The sequence below is a fragment of the Flagellimonas oceani genome (assembly GCF_011068285.1).
In the GTDB taxonomy this organism is placed as follows: domain Bacteria; phylum Bacteroidota; class Bacteroidia; order Flavobacteriales; family Flavobacteriaceae; genus Flagellimonas; species Flagellimonas oceani.
Genome location: NZ_CP049616.1, coordinates 2,785,540 through 2,804,525 on the forward strand (window position 1 = coordinate 2,785,540; position 18,986 = coordinate 2,804,525).

Sequence of the window (18,986 nt, forward strand, 5' to 3'; positions counted from 1 at the left end):
CGTTTAATTTTGGTTGGGATCTACGGATGAATTGCTCTCTGCCTCTTTGGCCTTAACAGTGGCCAGTTCACTCTTGGCATCCGCAACGATGTCCTCAAATTCGGAAAAATTGGTAATCACACTTTCCAGAATGTAGGTCGCTTGGAATGCATCTCCCAGATTGTAGAAGTTCTTCGCCATGATCACCAAACCTTTTCCTGCCCATTCCTTGTAGGCCGCATAATCCTTCGCCAATTTTTGAACCGCCTCGTTGGACGCCTTAAAATTCTGCTCCTTATTCTTAAAATAGGCATCGTAGTACCAAGCTTCGGCCGCCAACTCTCCAGATGCAATCTGCTTCACATTTTGATATGCGGTCTTGGCCAAATTTTCATTGTTGGTCGCAATAGCGGATCGCGCGATCATGATCTGTGCATCACTTTTGATGCGGTCATCGATTTTTGGAGCGTTCAACACTTTTTCAGCATAAGCAATGGTCTGCGAGTAATCCTTTTGGCCGTAATACCCTTTCATCAAATTGGATTGGGCAAAGGTTTTGTTCTCCGAAATATCGGCGCTACTTTCCAATCTTTTTAAATATGGAATAGCGCTATTATAGTCTTGCCTGTCCACGTATATCTCACAAACACGGGTCAAAGCCTGCTCGGTGTACTCCCCATTGCCACCATCGGCAACGGCTTTGTATTTAGGTAGGGCTCTTTCCTTTTCCCCGTTGGCAAAATAGAGTTGCGCCAAGGCGAAATTTGCGTTCTGTGCGTGCAATCCGTTGGGAAATTGCTTCAAATAATCCTCATATCCACGTATGGCAGCAGGAGTTTTTCCTTCGATTTGTTTTCTTTCGGCGGATTCAAAGCTCGCATTGTCCAGTTCCGAATCGGTTACCTCCACAAAGTCCAAGTTTCTGGCCCAAGCAGCGTATTCGCTTACCCTACCTTCATCCACATAAACCAACTTGGCAGTGGCCACCGCTTGTTTGGCCTCTTGGGTGTTTGGATATTTTTGAACCACTTCCTTAAGCTTGTCCAAAGCTTGATTGTTACGACTTGAGTTGTAATACACCAATCCGGAACGCAACAATCCGCGTGGAGCAAACTTGCTGGTGGCGTATTCCGCCACGATACGATCATAGGTTTGCAGCCCCAGACTCTCCTGGTTATTGTTGATATAGGAATTTCCCAGTTCAAAGAGGGCATCATCCCGAAGGGAAGAGGAAGGGTACTTGGTCAAAAACTCGTTCAAACCATCGATTTTTGCGGAATTATTCCCCAAAAAGCCATCGCATAGCGTTTTTTGAAAGGCCGCATAATCGCGCTCGGGACCGTTCATACCGGATGCCGTATCGTAAGCCTTCTTTGCCAATTGATATTTACTGTTTACAAAGTAACTATCCCCCAACCTGAGATAACCATCGTTCTTTCTTTGGTCATCAATAGCATTGGAGCTCACCACATTCTGAAAATAGGAAATGGCGTTGTTGTAGTCTTTTAGTTTGAAATAGGTGTAGCCCAGATTATAATCCAAATGCTCATACTCTGGAAGCGATTTGGAGACCGGTGAGTTCTGGAAACGCACAAAATCGACCAAAGCCTCCTCAAAACGGTTCAACCTATAAGCTGATTCCGCTTTCCAATAAAGTGCCCGGGCCTCAAAATTTGTGTTTGCTGCGCTTTTCAGGGATTTATCGAACCGTTCCCAAGCACCTTCATAATTGCCATCGATAAACAATTCAATTCCTCGGTAGTACGCCACTTTTTGATAGGTTTCCTTGCTCGCATAGTTTTGGTTCTCTTCCAAAAGTTGCATCGCTCCCTCAAAATTTCGTGAAGTAATATAGGAATCCACCAAAAGTTCCTGAACCTCCATTTGATGTTCATCCTTTGGATATTTTTCCAGATAGGTGGTCAAAACCTGTGGAACGGGTTCGTAGGCATTCCCGATTTCGTAGCTCAAACGGGCATAGTTCAACCAAGCATCTTTTTGGATTTCCGGGCTGAACTCCATTTGCGAAGCATTTCGGAAAGCGTTCAATGCTTCGGATTTTTTATCCAATTTCAAATAGCACTCCGCTAGATGGTAATATGCATTTTGGGAAACGGCGTTGTTGCCCCCTATAATTTTATTGAACTGTTGAACGGCCTGTTCGTAGTTGCCCAACTTATAATGGCTATAGCCCAAGAGGTAATAATCCGTATTGTTCCATTTTCCGCGTTTGCCCCGATATGCTTCCAAATAGGGAATGGCCTCGGCATATTGTTCCAAATTGAAATAGCTCTCGCCAATGATTTTGTTGAGTTCGGAAATTTCTTCCCTATTTGATTTTGACAATTGTTTCTTGGCAAGCTCAATGGCCTCATCGAACTTACCCAGTTTAAAATTCAGGTCGGCCTGATAGTACGTCAACTTTTCATCGAGCAGTTCTGGGTCCCTGATTTGGTCGAACCGTGCACTTGCCGAGTTGTAATCGTCCTGCTCGTAGGCGATATATCCCAAGTAATATTTGGCCTGTGAACCATATTTTTGGGAAGTCGTCACCTTGTTCAGATAGCGCTCTGCCTCTTGTGGACGTTTGGACGCATAAAGGGCATATCCGTTGTTAAAATTAAAACGGTCGCGTTCCGAATAGGGCATGGAATTTTCATCCACTTTTTTGTACCATTTTAAAGCGTAGGGATATTTTCCCGTTTCAAAATAGTAGTCGGCCACGTCCAAAAAAGCTGAATTTCGTTTGGTAGATGTTGGGTAACGCTCTACAAAGTCTTCCATCATTTTATCCGCTCCGCGCTGGTTCAAACGTATAGCGGCGTTCGCGGCATAATAAGCGCTGTTGGCTTCGGTCTCCCCATCTTTGGTGGATGTCTTTACGGACTCAAAAATGTTCTGAGCGGCCTGGTATTGCTCGTTGTTGTAGAGCGCCAAGGCATCTTGATAGGCTTTGTTTTCGTGGGTATATATTTTGGTTTCCTGTGCGGACGGCACAAAAAAAGTTCCCATAAAAATGGGAATTAAAAGGAGGCTTTTTCGATTCATAGTGTTCTACGCTGTTCTCGAGTGACTTTACTCATAACGTCAAATTTAAGGCCAAAGTATAATTTTATATGTCATTTACCGAAATTTACAATACAACACTTGATTTATCGCCCCGAAATAGTACTTTTGGACCTCACTGTTGAAAAACCTCATCAACAGCAATAATTCTAAACCTCAACATATAGGGTCTTTTTTAGACCCTACGATTACAAAAAAGGACAGCCCCCGGGTTGGTCCCAACGTCTAATTTATACCATGTTGAGATGTATTATTTTATTTTTATTTCCGTACTGGTTCTATTGTTCTGCATATTCCTGTACAATAACCTGATCAGTAAAAAAAACAAGGTCGAAGAATCTTACAGCACTATTGATGTGAAGCTAAAAAAGAGAACCGACTTAATTCCCCAGCTCGTTACCACAGTAAAAGGTGCGATCCAGCACGAGCGGGAAACTTTGACCGAACTCACCCAGCTTAGGGAAAAATTATTGGAGAAGAATATCCAACCCGAAGAACGCTTTCAATTGGAGAGTCAATTGGGAATGATGCTCGGCAAATTACAGGTACGTGCCGAGGCCTACCCGGATTTAAAGGCAAACCAAAACTTTCTTTTGCTGCAATCCAGCCTAAACGAAGTCGAGGAGCAACTCTCCGCGGCTCGTAGGGCCTACAATGCCGCCGTGAATTCGTTTAACAATGCCATTGAGATGTTCCCCTCTAACATTATGGGCAAAATGATGGGATACTCGCGAAAGACACTTTTCACCATCAAAGAAGAAGAAAAGAACATACCTACAATCTCCTTTAATTAAAGAACATAATGATCGATTATAAAAAAATCCAAGAGGAGCTCCATCCGCTTTTGGTGAAGGCCGAACACGTGCGAAAAAAGCATTTTTTCTTTCAAAAAGGATTTTCGGTCATGGTGGTGGTGATCATCTTGGGGTTCTTGCTCATACCCATTATGACATTTATCAACAACGCAGGGTTTAGCAGATGGATCGCAAACACGACCCAAGGGAAATCTTTTGGAACGGTACAGCTACTCATGGCTTTTTATTGGTTGCCCTTCTTTATTTTTATGATCGGCTCTTATTCGTATAAAAATAAGTTCAAGTCATACGAAAGAAAAATCATGAAAATTGCCTTGGACAAAATGTTGCCGGAGTTCAAGTTTGATCCCCGCAAACAAATCTCTGCAGAACAGATCGAGGAAAGCAAATTGCTCCCGAGCTACTTTCAAGTTGGAAAAAAGCGATCCCAACGAGGTGCCCATAACCTTCACTTTGGCACTTTGAGCGGTAAGGTAGGGCAAACCTCAATATCCATGGGAGATGTCAATATCATCAATCAGGGGTTTTATGGTTCTGTTTTAATGTACATTCCCTTATTGCCATACTTTTATATGGTTTATAATTACATTAGGCCTTGGTTTTCCAAACATCATTCCACAGAGAATTTGGGAAGCAATTTTGTTGGGATGTTCGCTGTGGTGGACTTTAACAAGAACTTTAACGGGCACACTATTATTTTGCCCGATGTGATGGAAAAAAGGGTGGGTTACTTGGCCAAGAACCTTCAAACCATGAATATGTCCAGAGGCCAATTGGTGCATCTTGAAGATACCGATTTCGAAAATGATTTTATGGTCTACAGTACCGATCAGGTCGAGGCCCGCTATATTCTTTCTACTTCTTTAATGGAAAGAATCACGCAGTTGAAAAGGAAAGTCGATAAACCGATCATGCTCTCATTAAACAAAAACAAATTGTATTTGGGCGTACAGCACCCGCAGGGCTTTTTATGCTTGAACAAAGAAAAAAACTTATTGACAGAGGATATTTTTGAAAAAATACACGAGGACATCAAAACCGCCATCGGCATTGTGGAAGATCTAAACCTGAATACAAGAATTTGGAAAAACGAATCTGCGGAAGTTTCAAAATAAATTTGGGATTAACCTCTTATTTTGATACCGCTTACCATATTTTCAAATACTTTTGTATAGATTTTAAGCAAAATTATGCCCGAGACAATCGTTAATTTAAAAGATGTAGCCGTATTTCAGGACGAAAATTTGGTTCTCAACAACGTTGACCTTGAAGTCAAAAAAGGGGAATTTGTCTATGTAATCGGAAAAACGGGGAGCGGAAAAAGTAGTTTTATGAAAACCCTGTATGCCGACCTTCCCTTAAAGCAGGGTGATGGACAGGTAGTGGATTTTGACCTGAAGACCCTGAAAGAAAAGGACATTCCATTTCTGCGAAGAAAACTGGGCATCGTTTTTCAGGATTTTAAATTGCTTCCCGATAGAAACATCAACAACAATCTTAGGTTTGTTCTTAAGGCGACCGGTTGGACGGACCCCAAAAAAATGGACGATAAAATTGAGGAAGTACTCGATAAAGTGGGCATGAAAACCAAAGGCTTTAAGTTTCCCCACGAACTATCGGGCGGCGAACAACAGCGTATCGCCATTGCAAGGGCCCTTTTGAACGACCCGGAACTCATCTTGGCGGACGAGCCCACGGGTAACCTTGACCCGCAGACCAGTGTAGAGGTGATGAAAGTTCTGCAGGACATTAACCAAAATGGGCGGACGATTATCATGGCGACGCACGATTATGCATTGATCCTAAAATATCCGCATAAAACCTTAAAATGCGACGGCAGTAAAGTATTTGAAGTGATTCAAAAAGCGATATAACGCCAAAATTCCATTCTAGCTGATTGATTTCCACCAAAATTGCTCGATCAACAAAAGTTTTTGTTTCTTTGTTTAAACTAACATTGATTCCTTTCTATGGAAATTCTTGGTATTGACATTGGCGGGTCGGGCATTAAGGGTGCCCTTGTGAACGCCGAAACTGGGGAAATGTTGACAGAACGCTTCCGAATTCCGACCCCAAAATCAAAAAAGCCCAAAGATATGGCCAAAGTGGTGGCCGAAATCGTGGAGCACTTCAACTATGAAGGGCCTGTGGGCTGCGGATTCCCATCCATAGTAAAGAACGGGGTGTGCAAATCGCCAGGAAATTTACATCCAAGTTGGGTCGGTGTCAATATCGATGAGTTGTTCACCGAATATACGGGCCAAGAATTTACGGTGCTCAACGATGCGGATGCCGCTGGCTATGCCTCGATGAACTACGGTATCGGAAAAGGTAAAAATGGTCTCGTTATAATGATTACCATTGGGACAGGACTGGGCAGTGGCGCTTTCTACAACGGGGTACTTATCCCAAACTTTGAGCTGGGCCAGATTCCCTACAAAAAACACAAAAAGATTGAAAAATGGGCGGCCGCTTCGGCAAAGGAGCGAGAAGAACTCAGTTATAAAAAATGGGGGAAACGCTTCAATAAATTCCTGAAATTGGTGGAACTGATCGTTTGCCCGGACCTGATCATCGTTGGCGGGGGAACTTCTAAAAACTGGGAAGAATTCAGTCACCGTATCGACATTGAGACCGAGGTGGTCAAGGCAGAACTTATGAACCATGCAGGAATCATCGGAGCTGCCGTAGCATGTTTACGTGAGCAGCACCACGGGCATTTGCATTGATATTTTTTGTGAGACCAAACCAAAGGAATCAAAATCCAAAGACTGGACTCAGTGATTTTCGAAAGAAAAGCGAATGAAGTATGTAACCCCATCCGCTTTGTTCAAATGTCAAATTGAATCTTTCTTAAACTACTTTGTTTCTTTTTCTATCCACCTCTTTTAGGTAAATTTTCCTGAGCCTCAAGTGGTTTGGAGTCACTTCTACGTATTCATCCTTTTGAATGTATTCCAACGCTTCTTCCAATGAAAATTTGATGGCAGGAACAATCTTCGCCTTATCATCGGCACCAGAAGAACGAACGTTCGATAGCTTTTTGGTCTTGGTCACGTTCACCGTCATATCATCTTGACGGGAGTTTTCACCGATTACCTGTCCTTCGTAGATATCCTCTCCCGGGTCAATAAAGAATTTACCCCTTTCCTGAAGTTTATCAATGGAATAAGGAATCGCTGTTCCGTTTTCCATAGAGACCAATGAACCGTTCAATCGCTGTGCGATATCCCCTTTCAATGGTTGATATTCAAAAAATCGGTGCGCCATAATGGCCTCACCTGCGGTAGCCGTCAACAATTGGTTCCTAAGTCCGATGATTCCTCTGGATGGAATAATGAATTCACAAACCATTCGGGAACCTCTGGCCTCCATACTGGTCATCTCACCCTTACGGATGGATACCATTTCAACAGCTTTTCCTGAAACTTCTTCTGGTAGGTCAATGGTCAAGTGCTCCACCGGCTCACATTTTACTCCATCAATCTCCTTGATGATTACCTGTGGCTGACCGATTTGAAGCTCGTAACCTTCCCTGCGCATGGTTTCGATCAATACGGAAAGGTGCAATACCCCACGGCCATAGACCAAGAATTTATCGGCACTATCCGTTTGTTGTACACGAAGCGCCAAGTTTTTCTCCAATTCTTTTTCCAATCGCTCCTTGATGTGACGGGAAGTAACAAACTTTCCATCCTTACCAAAAAACGGACTATCGTTGATTGTGAAAAGCATACTCATGGTAGGCTCATCAATAGCGATGGTCTTCAATTTTTCTGGATTTTCGATATCGGCAACGGTATCCCCGATCTCGAATCCTTCCATACCCACAATGGCACAAATATCACCAGCGACCACTTCTTCTACTCTTAAACGGCCCAAGCCTTCAAAAGTGTAAAGTTCCTTGATCCTAGTTTTTACGATGGAACCATCTCTTTTCACCAAAGAAACCTGTTGTCCTTCACGAAGTTTACCACGTTGCAATCTACCAATCGCGATTCGCCCTGTAAACGATGAGTAATCCAAAGAAGTGATCAACATTTGAGTGGTACCTTCTTGAGGTTTGAACTCAGGCACGTGTTCGATCACCATATCCAACAACGGCTCAATGTTCTCGGTCTGTACTTTCCAATCCTCGCCCATCCAGTTGTTCTTTGCAGAACCGTAAACGGTCGGGAAATCCAACTGCCATTCTTCGGCACCCAATTCAAACATCAAATCGAATACTTTCTCGTGCACTTCTTCCGGCGTACAGTTTTCTTTATCCACTTTGTTGATCACCACGCAAGGCTTCAAACCAAGGTCAATCGCTTTTTGAAGCACAAAACGGGTCTGTGGCATTGGCCCTTCGAAGGCATCCACCAACAACAAAACCCCATCGGCCATGTTCAAAACACGCTCTACCTCACCACCGAAATCGGCGTGACCAGGGGTATCTATAATATTAATTTTTGTGTCTTTGTAAACAACGGAAACGTTTTTGGAAACAATGGTGATTCCACGCTCCCTTTCCAGGTCGTTGTTATCCAATATCAGGTCGCCCTTGTTCTCGTTTTCGCGGAACAACTGGCAATGGTACATGATTTTATCGACCAAGGTAGTTTTACCGTGGTCTACGTGTGCAATGATTGCAATATTTTTGATTTTGGACATAACCTATTTTTTAAGCCCGCAAAGATACTGCTATTTTTTCTTGTGCAACACTCCTAAATGTTATTTTTATCTTATTGATTTTGTGCAAGTTCCGACATATCAGTTTCTGCTGACCACCCAACCGAGCTTCAGGGCAAGAAAAATACCGAAGTTACTTTCAAATTCATCGAAGAAATAACCTGGTCCGAACTCAAATCTAAATTGCAATCCTTTTTGGCCCGTACGCTGAAGACCGTACACGGCGCCAATTCCTGCAAAATAATCCGACATGTAATTCAAGTTCCCGATTATCGCCTTGCCGCCCTGAATGGCGATAATGGGAGATATATAGTTTCCCGTATTGCCAGCAATGCGTTTTCCTCTTTCAAGCCTTCTCTCAAAATTATAGTAATGTCGGTATTGAAGTCTTCCAATGGGATAAATACCAAATCCGTTATCCGTGAAACTAGACTCTACATAAGCAAACCCCATTGTAGCCTCAGCCGCTATAGTTGAGTTTTGGGAAAGTCCCTGTTCGTAAATAACACCAGGCAGCAGTACATTTAGGGTAAGTTGATGGTCTTCAACATTCTTTGCGGATTGTGCTATCCCTATAGCTTCAACGAATAAACATAAAAATAAGAAGGAAATGGTTTTCATAAATGGTTAGTTTGTATTTCCTCTTTCACAATCAAATACTGTACCAGATAGAGGTTACAAACCAACGCACCAGCGCTTTTCGCTGATAATCCAACCAATACTCAAGTTTACCACGGGTTGAATGGTCCCTTTGAACGGCCCTACATAGTAGCCTGCACCGGCATCAATGGAAAAACTAAAACCTGAATCAAAACTACGTTGGATGCCATAGACAAGACCACCGTAGCCATGAACACCTTCCACTATACGGCCCTCTACCACACGGTCCCCGGGAGAAAAGATAGCTGCTGAAGGTGCGATGTAGTTGCCCGAATTCCCATAAATGGACCTTCTGCGCCTTTCACGACTGTTCAAGTTGTGATAATATCTGTTTTGGACGGTAATGGCTGGGAAAAAATCAAAATCTTCCAATGGTCGGGAGCTCGCCGGCTCTAAAGCGGCCTGATAAGCGACTCGAATATCCAATGTGCTGTTTACCCCCAAAGCCATCTCATACTCAATACCGGGATTAAAGGCATTGAGCTTAAACTGGCGGATTTCGCAGTTTGTCCCATATTGAGCTTGGGTCAGAAATCCAATCAAAAGGAAAGCCAGAAATAATAAGCGACGCATGTAGGCTAATTTGGTAGTACTATAACCCCAAGTTGAGCAAAATAGTATGCTTTAATGTCCTTTTTAGTCAAAATACGGGTTTTTTTTCTTCCGTTTGGTCGCCACCCAACCAAAGGTAAAGTTTATCAAAGGTCCGTAACCATCGGGCACACCATCCCCTTTGTAATATCCTGCACCAAGTTCCAAATTAAAATTGAAGCCTTTCTCATACGTACGCTGTATACCGTAAGCCAGTCCGTAAAAACCTAGATTGAAATCGTCCGGACCTTCAACGTTTGTGGAAATCCGAAGTTGTGAAAAGAAAATAGCTTGAGCGGCGGCGATATAATTCCCAGAGTTGCCAGAGGTATTTTTGTCCAACCGCTCCCTCCTATCAAAATTATGGTAATAGCGGTAACGGTTGTTCATTGCCAAACCGAGCACATAGCCCTCTTCGTATGTAGCATTGGCCAAACCAAGGTTGGCGGACACACTCTGGTTTTTAAACAGGCCCAGTTCATACGTAAATCCCGGACTCAGCAAGTTCAGTTTAAACTGATGCCGCTCCAAATGGGCCAAATCAAATGTTCCGCCCCGCTCTTGCCATTGGGCTTGCACAAAAGTCGACACTGAACAAAGCAAAATAAGAACATATGTATTTTTCATGGTTGATGGTTTGTATCGATAAATCTAAAAAGGAACCATGGTTTAATAGTATATTTGTGCAAACTTTAAGAAATGGATATCACCAAAATCCCACAGATAAAACACACGGACAGCGATAATTTTTTCCTATTGGCAGGTCCTTGCGCCATTGAAGGCGAGGATATGGCCATGCGTATTGCGGAAAAGGTCACCGCCATTACGGACAAACTGAACATCCCCTATGTGTTTAAGGGAAGTTTTAAAAAAGCGAACCGTAGCCGTATTGATTCATTCACTGGAATTGGAGATGAAAAGGCCCTTAAAATTCTAAAAAAGGTTTCCGATACATTTGGAGTTCCGACCATTACCGATATCCATGAAATATCTGATGCTGCCATGGCTGCCGAATATGTGGATGTGCTTCAAATACCAGCTTTTTTGGTGAGACAGACCGATTTGGTCATAGCTGCTGCAGAAACGGGCAAAGTCGTCAACTTAAAGAAAGGGCAGTTTATGAGCCCTGAAAGTATGAAACATGCGGTAAGCAAGGTAACCGATACTGGAAATGGACAAGTGTGGATCACTGATCGTGGAACCATGTTCGGTTATCAGGATATGATCGTGGATTTCCGTGGTATCCCTACCATGAAACAATATGCACCAGTGGTACTGGATGTGACCCATTCCCTTCAACAGCCCAACCAATCTTCCGGAGTTACGGGCGGTCGTCCCGCATTGATTGGAACCATGTCCCGAGCAGGAATTGCTGCCGGTGTCGATGGACTTTTTATGGAAACCCATTTTGACCCCTCCAATGCTAAAAGTGATGGCGCCAATATGTTGGATTTAAGTTTATTGGAAAAACTTTTGACCGATTTGACTGCAATCAGAAAAACCATCAATTCCCTGTAAATTCTTTGTAAACTACAATTTTAACAAAATCAATCTTTTGATTTAAAACCAATTACAATTAAATTTTAGTTTTATTTATAATTAGTCTAAATATTTTTTGCCGGATTGAATGTTGGAACATACATTTGCAATCGAAATTTATTTAGATTAATTACAAATAACTAATGAAAAATATACTACTCATCCTCAGCCTAGCTGTCTTTTCTTTTTCGCAAGCCCAAACAGGAAGTTTGGAAGGAAAAGTGACAGACCAAAGAAACAGCCCCCTACCCGACGTAAACATCATGCTATCCAACACCAGTTTGGGTGCCACATCCGATAGTTCGGGATCCTATAAAATCGACGACCTTGCAGCTGGCTCCTACACCCTTACCTTTTCTATGGTGGGTTATGGTATGCAAACTAAGACCATCACTATTAACGCCGGACAAACCACACAGGTTCCAACGGTTAAAATGATGGAAAAACAAGAACAACTTAACGAAGTGATTGTTGAAGGCCATCAAAATAAATATTTAGAAAAAGAACCTTCAACATCGCTAAGGCTAAAAACCGAATTGGTGAAACTACCGCAAAATGTACAGGTCATAAGCAATGAACTGCTCAAGGACCAACAGGTTACCACCATAATGGACGGACTTACCCGAAACGTGAGCGGTGTGACCATGCTGGAGCACTGGGGTCAATTTGCCAGGATCAATATGCGCGGTTTCCGTTTACCAGCCTTCAGGAACGGGGTAAACGTTCAGGACAGTTGGGGGCCTTTGGCCGAAGATATGAACACAGTGGAACGCATTGAGTTTGTAAAAGGCCCTGCCGGATTTATGATGTCCGCTGGCGAGCCCGGTGGTTTTTATAACGTAGTCACCAAAAAACCTACGGAAGAATTTGTCGCCAATGCCTCTTTTACGGCAGGAAGCTTTGATTTTTATCGCGGTACCATTGATGTGGGCGGTAAAGCCTCCGAAAATGGAAAGTTGCTCTATCGTTTTAATGCCATGTATCAAACTACCGACACCCACCGAGGAAACGAAAAGACGGATAGGTTTGGCATTGCCCCCGCCCTAACTTACAAGTTTAGCGATAAAACTTCCGTTACAGCAGAGATGAACCTACAGGATGCCGAATCCTTCTTGGGATCTGCCTATATTTTTGCGCCTGTGGAAGACGGATACGCGAGCCTGCCCCGTGATTTCAACTTTGTTGATACCAATTACCCCAAAACCGACATTCAAGAAGTTACCTTCTTTTTAAATGCCAAGCACGAATTCTCCGATAACTGGAGCGTTGAAGGTCAAATGGCATACCTAAGATATGATCAAGTTGGGAACTCCGCATGGATTGGAGGACTTGATAGCGATACCGGAGATGTGGTTAGGACCATATCCCAGTGGGATGCACTATCCGTAGGTAAATATGCCCAGTTATATATCAATGGAGCCTTCAATACCGGCGCTGTTTCCCATAAAATATTGGGAGGCTTCGATTTCAGCGACAAATCCTATTGGGCCGATTTCTCGGTTACACTTCCCGTGGACACTGCTGCTCCCTTCAATATTTATAATCCCCAATATGGTGTCACTATCCCAGAATTTGACCGTTCCGTTAATGTTCAGTACAGAAATGGCGGTACTCCATATAGCGCAAATACGTTAAGAGGATACTACCTGCAAGATGAGATTGGTTTCTTGGAGGATAAAATTCGATTGACCTTGGCCGGACGGTACACGAACTTGTACACGCAAGGAAAAACTGAAAACGATGATGTATTTACGCCACGTGTTGGTTTGAGCGTTGACATTTTGCCCGATTTGACCGTCTACGGACTCTATGACCAATCTTTCTTGCCACAAGCGGGAATGAGCGTTGATATGGAACCTTTGAACGACCCTGTTGATGCGAACGATATTGAGGGTGGTATTAAGAAGATTTTCTTCGATGGAAGATTACGGACTTCCTTGGGCGTCTATCAAATTACCAAAGAGAACATTTTGACCACAGACCCATCAAACCCAAACTTCTCCATGTATTTGGGTGAAGTCCAATCAAAAGGTATAGAGTTCGACTTGCAAGGGGAAATTACTCCAGAACTCAATGTAGTCCTGAACTACGCCAACACCAAAGTTGAAGTGACCGAAGACCCCAATCCGGACATTGTGGGCACCAGAGTGGCCGGCCACGCCAAACATGTAACCAATGGGTGGTTGAACTACAACTTCGCCCAGACATCATCGTTGAACGGGTTCGGTGTTTCCTTGGGCTACCAATACCAAGTGGATAGATCTACTTGGGCCTGGGCCGCAGATAACCAGTCCGACCTTCCAGATTATTTTAGGATGGATGGTGCCCTATCATGGAGAAACAGCAATTTCAGGGTTCAGTTGAACATCAACAATATTTTGGACGAATATCTATATTCCGGTGCCAATTATGGTTCTTACCTCTATTGGCAATCGGAACCGGGAATCAACGGAAGACTTACCGTGGCATATAGTTTTTAACATCAAACAAATTAATCAAGCCCCATGTACTCGCATGGGGCTTTAAATGTAAATCATCATGAAAACAAAATTCATCCTCTTTTTAACCTGTCTCTTTGGGACCCTTAGTGCCCAGGCCCATTACTTGTGGATAGAGACCAATGGAACCGGAAAACTTGGTCAAGCACAGGAAGTACGCGTGCACTATGGGGAATACACCTATGGTGTTATCGAAAAAGTAGCAGGTGAAGCCTTTCCCGCCGTTTCCAAATTTACCCTTTGGGTAATTGCTCCCGATGGCACCAAAACCGAGTTGAGCACCGAAGCCAAAGAAGATCATTATCTGGCCAGCTTCACTCCATCACAAAATGGTGTTTATACCGTTGCCCTGAACAACAACGAAATTGATGTAATCGATTATACCCAGTACGACTTTGGTATTTTCAAAACGCATTACCATTCCACTGCAAAGGTTCAAGTAGGTGCTGATGGTGATACAAAAACGGCAAATCCTGATGGAATCGTTGTAAAACAATTGGAAAATGATGGGAAAGAAATCAAGCTCCAAGTGCTGTACAAGGGCGAGCCCATTGCCGAGAACGAACTTAAAGTTTATGTTGCAGACCTGTGGTCCAAAACCTTGTACACCGATGATAACGGCGAGGTTTCCTTTGCCCTGCCTTGGGACACCAAGTACATTGTGGAGACGACGACCAAAGAAGAAATTCCCGGCACCTACAATGGTGAGGACTATGAATTTATCTGGCATTGTGCCACCTATTGCATAAAGAGATAACCATGGCCACCGGAATTTCCCTTCTTGCGTTTATTTCCTTTTACTTGCTGTACAGTACATCAAAAAAAATGTCGGGAATCGGAAATTTAGGTTTTGAGGAATTGATAGGCGCACACGAAAAAGCCTCCAAATATATCGGCCTGGCCCTTATGATTTTTTCATTGGGGCTAAGCTGTTTTTACTGGGGCCTTGGCGCCGGAACATTCACTTTTTTTATAATCTTAATGACGGTTGCCAGTTTAGTGATACTTTTGGCACCTCTTCGGTTGATGAACTACCCTTTTTTGATTCTGATCTTTGCCTGTTCGTTTATTTTTGAAATCCTGTTGTTTTAGACTATGCCAGCCAACAAAAAATATTTGACCCCCTCCCCCGCACAACGATTCGCGAAAATTTCCGCAGCCATCTTGGGCGGTCTGATCGTTGCGGTAATGTTCCATATGGCCTTGGCCAGTTGGTTCGACCATGTTACCGTAATAATCACCAGTACTTTTTCCGCCTTTATTTTATGGGCCGTGTTGATGGTAGTTGCCTTTTTGGGCAAAAATGGCTGGAAAATTTGGGGCATTTACCTTTTGGCGAGTTTAGTGCTCGGTGCCATATTCTATTTTGGAAACCAAACCAACCCTATTGTTTAGCATTATGGGAAACCGCATTTATAATATACTCTTCCATACACATACCGTAAGCGGCATTGTAATCAGTGTTGCACTTTATGTCATCTTTTTTACAGGATCTTTTTCCTTTTTTCGGGATGAGATAACCAACTGGCAACGTGGGCATGCCGTTACCCAAGAAGATGCAATAACTGGAAGTATAGACGGATATTTGGACGAACTCTCCAAAGAGCATGACCTTAATGGCCGGGATGTGGAGCTCCGCCACTATTATAACGAAAGGAACATTTCCGTGAGCATGGGTGCTTCGCAAGATTCATTGGCCGCGGAAGAGGACAAGGCACGTGTCTTTTTTTACCTGGATACCATGGACAAGACCAAAGGGGATTACGAAGGCAACTACCATTTGGGCGAGTTCTTGTACCGCCTTCATTTTTTGGACCAAATTCCCTATCCCTACGGTAGATATTTGTCAGGTTTGGTTGCCTTTTTCTTCCTGTTTGCCATTATTACAGGGATTTTGGTGCACTGGAACAAGATCGTTTCCAACTTTTACACCTTCAGGCCTTGGGCCAAGATCAAAACGATTTGGACGGATGCCCATACCGCGCTTGGAGTGATAGGATTTCCATTTCAGTTTGTGTATGCCGTTACCGGAGCCTTCTTTTTGCTCAAAGGTATTTTGATTCTTCCCGTGGTCATGGGCATGTACAATGGTGACCAGAACAAACTATATGAAGACCTTGAGTACAATCATCCCGTATATGAATTTCAGAACGAGAAACTGAACAAAGAGATCCATTTGGATCAACTCGTAAACCAAATGAAGAAGGATTGGCCCGATTTTAAAATGACCGAAACCCACATCTTCAACTATGGCGATAAAAACATGCACGCCGCCATTAGCGGATACCTTGGTTACGAGACCAAAATGAACGGTCTTGGGTATCGTATTTACAAAATTGCGGACAATTCCGTTGTAGAGGAAAAAGTGCCCACTACGAACAATTCCTATTTGGATGGTGTAAAAAATATGATGTTCCGGCTTCATTTTGGCGATTATGCAGGTTACGGCCTGCGGGTGATCTCATTTGTACTTGGGTTGATTTCCTGTTTTGTGATATTGTCCGGAATTATGATCTGGCTGGTCGCCCGCGATAAAAAGGGCATCCCCGAAAAACGCAGAAAGTTCAACCATCAAGTTGCGAATTGGTATATGGCAATTTGCCTTAGTTTGCTTCCTGTGACTGCCTTGGAATTCATCCTTGTGAAGTTTGCGCCAGAAGTGAACCGTGCCTTTTTATACCAGACGTACTTCCTTGTTTGGTTAGCTGCATCGGTATTCTTTATCCTTAAAAAGAACATTGCCTTTACCAATAAATGGACGTTGATCTCAGGTGGCGTGTTGGGATTGTTGGTTCCGATTGCCAACGGAATTGCATCGGGCAATTGGATGTGGGTAGCCTATCAAAATGGATATCAGCACATCCTTTTGGTGGATTTGCTCTGGTTGGTTTTGGGAATCGTATCGCTCTGGATCGCTTTCTTTAAATTGAAAGATAAAGCGACCAAACCGGTTTCCGCATAACCAACCTGAACGGTTTAGCGCTTATAGAAACCTTTATGCTTTAAAGAGTAACATTCCTGCAGTACGTCCACCAACACCTCTTGGTCGATTTCCTCCAAAGTAAAATACCGTAGGGATTTGACCACTTTACGATTTTCCGTAACCATTTTTTCCAAATGAAGGGTCAAATGTGCCGAGTTCCAAAACGCAATGTCCACAAACTTCCCTTTTTGGGACACATTTAAATAGCAAATGGGCTGTTTGCCTGCATAAAAGCAAGGAATGCTCCATTTGTATTTCATGTCCACATCAGGAACAACAGACTCGATTACAGCTTTTAGGTGCAACAAAATGCTTCTGAAGGGTTCTTTTTGATTGAGGATATAGTCTTCGGCCGGGTTCACTCTGGTCAAATTTGAATTTAAGGAAGAATCCTAGTTACGTTTAAAAACCTTCTTTACCACCTGCATTAGCAGAACTGCCACAAGACCCACGACCAGCCCCACCAGAAAATCCTTCAGCAAAGAAGGAAAAGCGGGAAACAAATGGTGCAAGAATTCAATATTGTGATTAAAAATTCCGCCCGACACCAATAACAATGCAAGTGTTCCCACTATGGACAATCCCTTAATTATGATTGGAAGGCCTTTCACCAAGACCTTACCAACTTTATCGGAGAAACTGTCTGTTTGTTCGTTAAGGTTGATGAGCCGATAGCCATAATCATCCATACGCACAATAAGGGCCACAATACCATAAACCCCTACCGTGGCCAATAGCGCCACTACAGAAACTACGGCTATGCGCGTTACCAACGGTTCGTTCACCACGGTGCTCAGCGCAATGATCACAATTTCAATGGACAGTATAAAGTCTGTGATAATGGCTTGTTTTATTTTTTTCTTTTCCAGTTCGGGCAACTCCTCTTCGGGAATTTCGGTAGGGTCTTCGGCTACGCCCTTATCATCTCTATGAAAAATATACTCATAAATTTTTTCCGCCCCTTCGTACGCCAAGTAAACACCTCCCAATAAAAGAATGATCGTGATCGCGGTGGGCAGATAGGCGCTCAATAAAAATGCGACCGGGAGAATGATCAATTTGTTAATAAAGGACCCTTTGGTAATGGCCCAGAGCACTGGGATTTCCCTGTTGGACAAAAAACCTGTAGCCTTCTCGGCATTTACCGCCAAGTCATCGCCCAAAATGCCCGCCGTTTTTTTGGTTGCTACCTTGCTCATGGTCGCCACATCGTCCATAAGTGCGGAGATATCGTCCAAAACAGCGAAAAAACCTGAGGCCATAGAAGTATTTTAAAATTAATGATCCGTTGAAAGCAAAATAAATAAAACCATGGATAACAACCTGCACAAAAAGAATAAAATAACGAAGTAATATTAATTAACGCCCTCCATGGACATTAAGGTGGCCACCCAAATTATTACTGAGGAGAAAAAGATGCCTATGGTATTTGCGGCGAAAGCTTCACGTTTTTTCATTTTGAAAAGATACGCGGCTATACTTCCTGCGTAGACACCGGTACCAGGCAGCGGAATCATTACAAACAACACAATGCCCAAGAAACCGAAACGCTGTATTTTTTTTCCGGAACCTCTTTTTGCCCTTTGGCCGACGAATACGGCGGACTTTTTATAAAAACGCCATTTGACCAAATGCCTGTTGATATACTCCAAAAAGAACATCATTAAAGGAAATACCATTACATTGGCCAAAAAACACACAATAAATACGACGTACTCATTAGCTCCTTGGTACATACCGTAGGGAATGCCCACCTTGGCCTCGCCAAAAGGGGAAATACTCCAAAGTGCCGCTATGATCAAATCCTTGTGCAACGTACTGATATTTTAAGCCGACAAAATTAATCAGGAATTTACGTTCTACCTCTTTGGCAATCCTTAAATATTTATTAATTGTGATGAAAGGGACACGCTTAGGCCACGGAATAAAAAGAAGACCCATTGATGGCCTGATTAAAATCCGGCAATATTTTTTGGATATATTCTTGTGGGGTGTTTTCCGAGATTGATACCCATTTTTTATCGACATTGACATCAAAGTGGAAAGATGAAAAGTCAGCATCTACGTCCAATTTTGACAACAAGAACCGCATGATTCTTGGCCTAAGGCTGTACTCTAGATCGATACAGGTTCGTTGCATTGCTGGATTGTCATCTCCAGAAAATACCCAATTGAATTTCACTG

19 protein-coding genes are annotated in these 18,986 nt (G+C 43.1%); 10 read left to right on the forward strand and 9 right to left on the reverse strand.

The window, feature by feature from the left end; genetic code table 11:
• Positions 1-3: 3 nt before the first annotated feature.
• Positions 4-3,027: a tetratricopeptide repeat protein gene (locus tag GVT53_RS12820; RefSeq protein ID WP_166248930.1), complete on the reverse strand. Its 3,024-nt coding sequence runs from the start codon at positions 3,025-3,027 to the stop codon at positions 4-6.
• A gap of 263 nt (positions 3,028-3,290) precedes the next feature.
• Here GVT53_RS12820 and GVT53_RS12825 point away from each other — a divergent pair, with 263 nt between their 5' ends.
• The 4 genes from GVT53_RS12825 to ppgK all read left to right on the forward strand — a co-directional run bounded on the left by GVT53_RS12825 (position 3,291) and on the right by ppgK (position 6,589).
• Entirely contained in the window at positions 3,291-3,839 is a 549-nt protein-coding gene (locus GVT53_RS12825) for a LemA family protein (protein ID WP_166248931.1), read from the forward strand.
• 8 nt (positions 3,840-3,847) lie between these two features.
• The gene (locus GVT53_RS12830) at positions 3,848-4,975 is read left to right on the forward strand and encodes a DUF3137 domain-containing protein (protein WP_166248932.1); all 1,128 of its coding nucleotides are present in this window, start codon (positions 3,848-3,850) and stop codon (positions 4,973-4,975) included.
• 75 nt (positions 4,976-5,050) lie between these two features.
• Entirely contained in the window at positions 5,051-5,734 is a 684-nt protein-coding gene (locus GVT53_RS12835; RefSeq protein WP_166248933.1) for a cell division ATP-binding protein FtsE, read from the forward strand.
• A 96-nt stretch (positions 5,735-5,830) separates the two neighbouring features.
• Positions 5,831-6,589: a polyphosphate--glucose phosphotransferase gene (gene ppgK / locus GVT53_RS12840; RefSeq protein ID WP_166248934.1), complete on the forward strand. Its 759-nt coding sequence runs from the start codon at positions 5,831-5,833 to the stop codon at positions 6,587-6,589.
• A 124-nt stretch (positions 6,590-6,713) separates the two neighbouring features.
• Here the strand turns inward: ppgK and typA are convergent, their stop codons facing one another.
• The 4 genes from typA to GVT53_RS12860 all read right to left on the reverse strand — a co-directional run bounded on the left by typA (position 6,714) and on the right by GVT53_RS12860 (position 10,409).
• Positions 6,714-8,513, reverse strand: a complete 1,800-nt coding sequence (gene typA, locus GVT53_RS12845) for a translational GTPase TypA (protein WP_166248935.1) — start codon at positions 8,511-8,513, stop codon at positions 6,714-6,716.
• A gap of 99 nt (positions 8,514-8,612) precedes the next feature.
• Entirely contained in the window at positions 8,613-9,152 is a 540-nt protein-coding gene (locus tag GVT53_RS12850; RefSeq protein ID WP_166248936.1) for a hypothetical protein, read from the reverse strand.
• 54 nt (positions 9,153-9,206) lie between these two features.
• Complete coding sequence (locus tag GVT53_RS12855; RefSeq protein WP_166248937.1) at positions 9,207-9,764, reverse strand: hypothetical protein; 558 nt, start codon at positions 9,762-9,764, stop codon at positions 9,207-9,209.
• A gap of 63 nt (positions 9,765-9,827) precedes the next feature.
• Entirely contained in the window at positions 9,828-10,409 is a 582-nt protein-coding gene (locus tag GVT53_RS12860; protein WP_166248938.1) for a hypothetical protein, read from the reverse strand.
• 72 nt (positions 10,410-10,481) lie between these two features.
• On the opposite strand from GVT53_RS12860, the gene kdsA reads away from it, so the two are divergent.
• From kdsA to GVT53_RS12890, 6 genes are all read left to right on the forward strand, one after another.
• Positions 10,482-11,300 carry a 3-deoxy-8-phosphooctulonate synthase gene (kdsA, locus tag GVT53_RS12865; RefSeq protein WP_166248939.1) on the forward strand — a complete coding sequence of 273 codons (819 nt, stop codon included), beginning with the start codon at positions 10,482-10,484 and terminating at the stop codon, positions 11,298-11,300.
• A gap of 164 nt (positions 11,301-11,464) precedes the next feature.
• Positions 11,465-13,801, forward strand: coding sequence for a TonB-dependent receptor (locus GVT53_RS12870; RefSeq protein ID WP_166248940.1), 2,337 nt, complete (start codon positions 11,465-11,467; stop codon positions 13,799-13,801).
• Between the two features lie 58 nt (positions 13,802-13,859).
• A complete protein-coding gene (locus GVT53_RS12875) occupies positions 13,860-14,576 on the forward strand; it encodes a DUF4198 domain-containing protein (protein ID WP_166248941.1) in 717 nt (238 codons plus the stop codon).
• A 2-nt stretch (positions 14,577-14,578) separates the two neighbouring features.
• Positions 14,579-14,911, forward strand: a complete 333-nt coding sequence (locus tag GVT53_RS12880) for a hypothetical protein (protein ID WP_166248942.1) — start codon at positions 14,579-14,581, stop codon at positions 14,909-14,911.
• A 3-nt stretch (positions 14,912-14,914) separates the two neighbouring features.
• The gene (locus GVT53_RS12885) at positions 14,915-15,214 is read left to right on the forward strand and encodes a hypothetical protein (RefSeq protein WP_166248943.1); all 300 of its coding nucleotides are present in this window, start codon (positions 14,915-14,917) and stop codon (positions 15,212-15,214) included.
• Between the two features lie 4 nt (positions 15,215-15,218).
• Positions 15,219-16,781, forward strand: coding sequence for a PepSY-associated TM helix domain-containing protein (locus GVT53_RS12890; RefSeq protein ID WP_166248944.1), 1,563 nt, complete (start codon positions 15,219-15,221; stop codon positions 16,779-16,781).
• 14 nt (positions 16,782-16,795) lie between these two features.
• Here the strand turns inward: GVT53_RS12890 and GVT53_RS12895 are convergent, their stop codons facing one another.
• The 4 genes from GVT53_RS12895 to GVT53_RS12910 form a co-directional block, all read right to left on the reverse strand.
• On the reverse strand, positions 16,796-17,164 hold the full coding sequence (locus GVT53_RS12895; protein WP_166250485.1) for a DUF1801 domain-containing protein: 369 nt from the start codon (positions 17,162-17,164) through the stop codon (positions 16,796-16,798).
• 30 nt (positions 17,165-17,194) lie between these two features.
• Entirely contained in the window at positions 17,195-18,064 is an 870-nt protein-coding gene (locus GVT53_RS12900; protein ID WP_166248945.1) for a DUF808 domain-containing protein, read from the reverse strand.
• 93 nt (positions 18,065-18,157) lie between these two features.
• Positions 18,158-18,616 carry a COG2426 family protein gene (locus GVT53_RS12905; RefSeq protein ID WP_166248946.1) on the reverse strand — a complete coding sequence of 153 codons (459 nt, stop codon included), beginning with the start codon at positions 18,614-18,616 and terminating at the stop codon, positions 18,158-18,160.
• A gap of 98 nt (positions 18,617-18,714) precedes the next feature.
• On the reverse strand, positions 18,715-18,984 hold the full coding sequence (locus tag GVT53_RS12910) for a hypothetical protein (protein ID WP_166248947.1): 270 nt from the start codon (positions 18,982-18,984) through the stop codon (positions 18,715-18,717).
• Between the last annotated feature and the right edge of the window lie 2 nt (positions 18,985-18,986).

What these genes read in the sequence shown, in the direction of transcription:
- GVT53_RS12890 (WP_166248944.1), top strand. Translation starts at nt 15,219, where the DNA reads ATGGGAAACCGCATTTATAATATACTCTTCCATACACATACCGTAAGC.
- ppgK (WP_166248934.1), top strand. Translation starts at nt 5,831, where the DNA reads ATGGAAATTCTTGGTATTGACATTGGCGGGTCGGGCATTAAGGGTGCC.
- typA (WP_166248935.1), bottom strand. Translation starts at nt 8,513, where the DNA reads ATGTCCAAAATCAAAAATATTGCAATCATTGCACACGTAGACCACGGT.
- GVT53_RS12870 (WP_166248940.1), top strand. Translation starts at nt 11,465, where the DNA reads ATGAAAAATATACTACTCATCCTCAGCCTAGCTGTCTTTTCTTTTTCG.
- GVT53_RS12875 (WP_166248941.1), top strand. Translation starts at nt 13,860, where the DNA reads ATGAAAACAAAATTCATCCTCTTTTTAACCTGTCTCTTTGGGACCCTT.
- GVT53_RS12820 (WP_166248930.1), bottom strand. Translation starts at nt 3,027, where the DNA reads ATGAATCGAAAAAGCCTCCTTTTAATTCCCATTTTTATGGGAACTTTT.
- GVT53_RS12835 (WP_166248933.1), top strand. Translation starts at nt 5,051, where the DNA reads ATGCCCGAGACAATCGTTAATTTAAAAGATGTAGCCGTATTTCAGGAC.
- GVT53_RS12855 (WP_166248937.1), bottom strand. Translation starts at nt 9,764, where the DNA reads ATGCGTCGCTTATTATTTCTGGCTTTCCTTTTGATTGGATTTCTGACC.
- GVT53_RS12885 (WP_166248943.1), top strand. Translation starts at nt 14,915, where the DNA reads ATGCCAGCCAACAAAAAATATTTGACCCCCTCCCCCGCACAACGATTC.
- GVT53_RS12830 (WP_166248932.1), top strand. Translation starts at nt 3,848, where the DNA reads ATGATCGATTATAAAAAAATCCAAGAGGAGCTCCATCCGCTTTTGGTG.
- GVT53_RS12880 (WP_166248942.1), top strand. Translation starts at nt 14,579, where the DNA reads ATGGCCACCGGAATTTCCCTTCTTGCGTTTATTTCCTTTTACTTGCTG.
- GVT53_RS12850 (WP_166248936.1), bottom strand. Translation starts at nt 9,152, where the DNA reads ATGAAAACCATTTCCTTCTTATTTTTATGTTTATTCGTTGAAGCTATA.
- GVT53_RS12900 (WP_166248945.1), bottom strand. Translation starts at nt 18,064, where the DNA reads ATGGCCTCAGGTTTTTTCGCTGTTTTGGACGATATCTCCGCACTTATG.
- kdsA (WP_166248939.1), top strand. Translation starts at nt 10,482, where the DNA reads ATGGATATCACCAAAATCCCACAGATAAAACACACGGACAGCGATAAT.
- GVT53_RS12825 (WP_166248931.1), top strand. Translation starts at nt 3,291, where the DNA reads ATGTATTATTTTATTTTTATTTCCGTACTGGTTCTATTGTTCTGCATA.
- GVT53_RS12860 (WP_166248938.1), bottom strand. Translation starts at nt 10,409, where the DNA reads ATGAAAAATACATATGTTCTTATTTTGCTTTGTTCAGTGTCGACTTTT.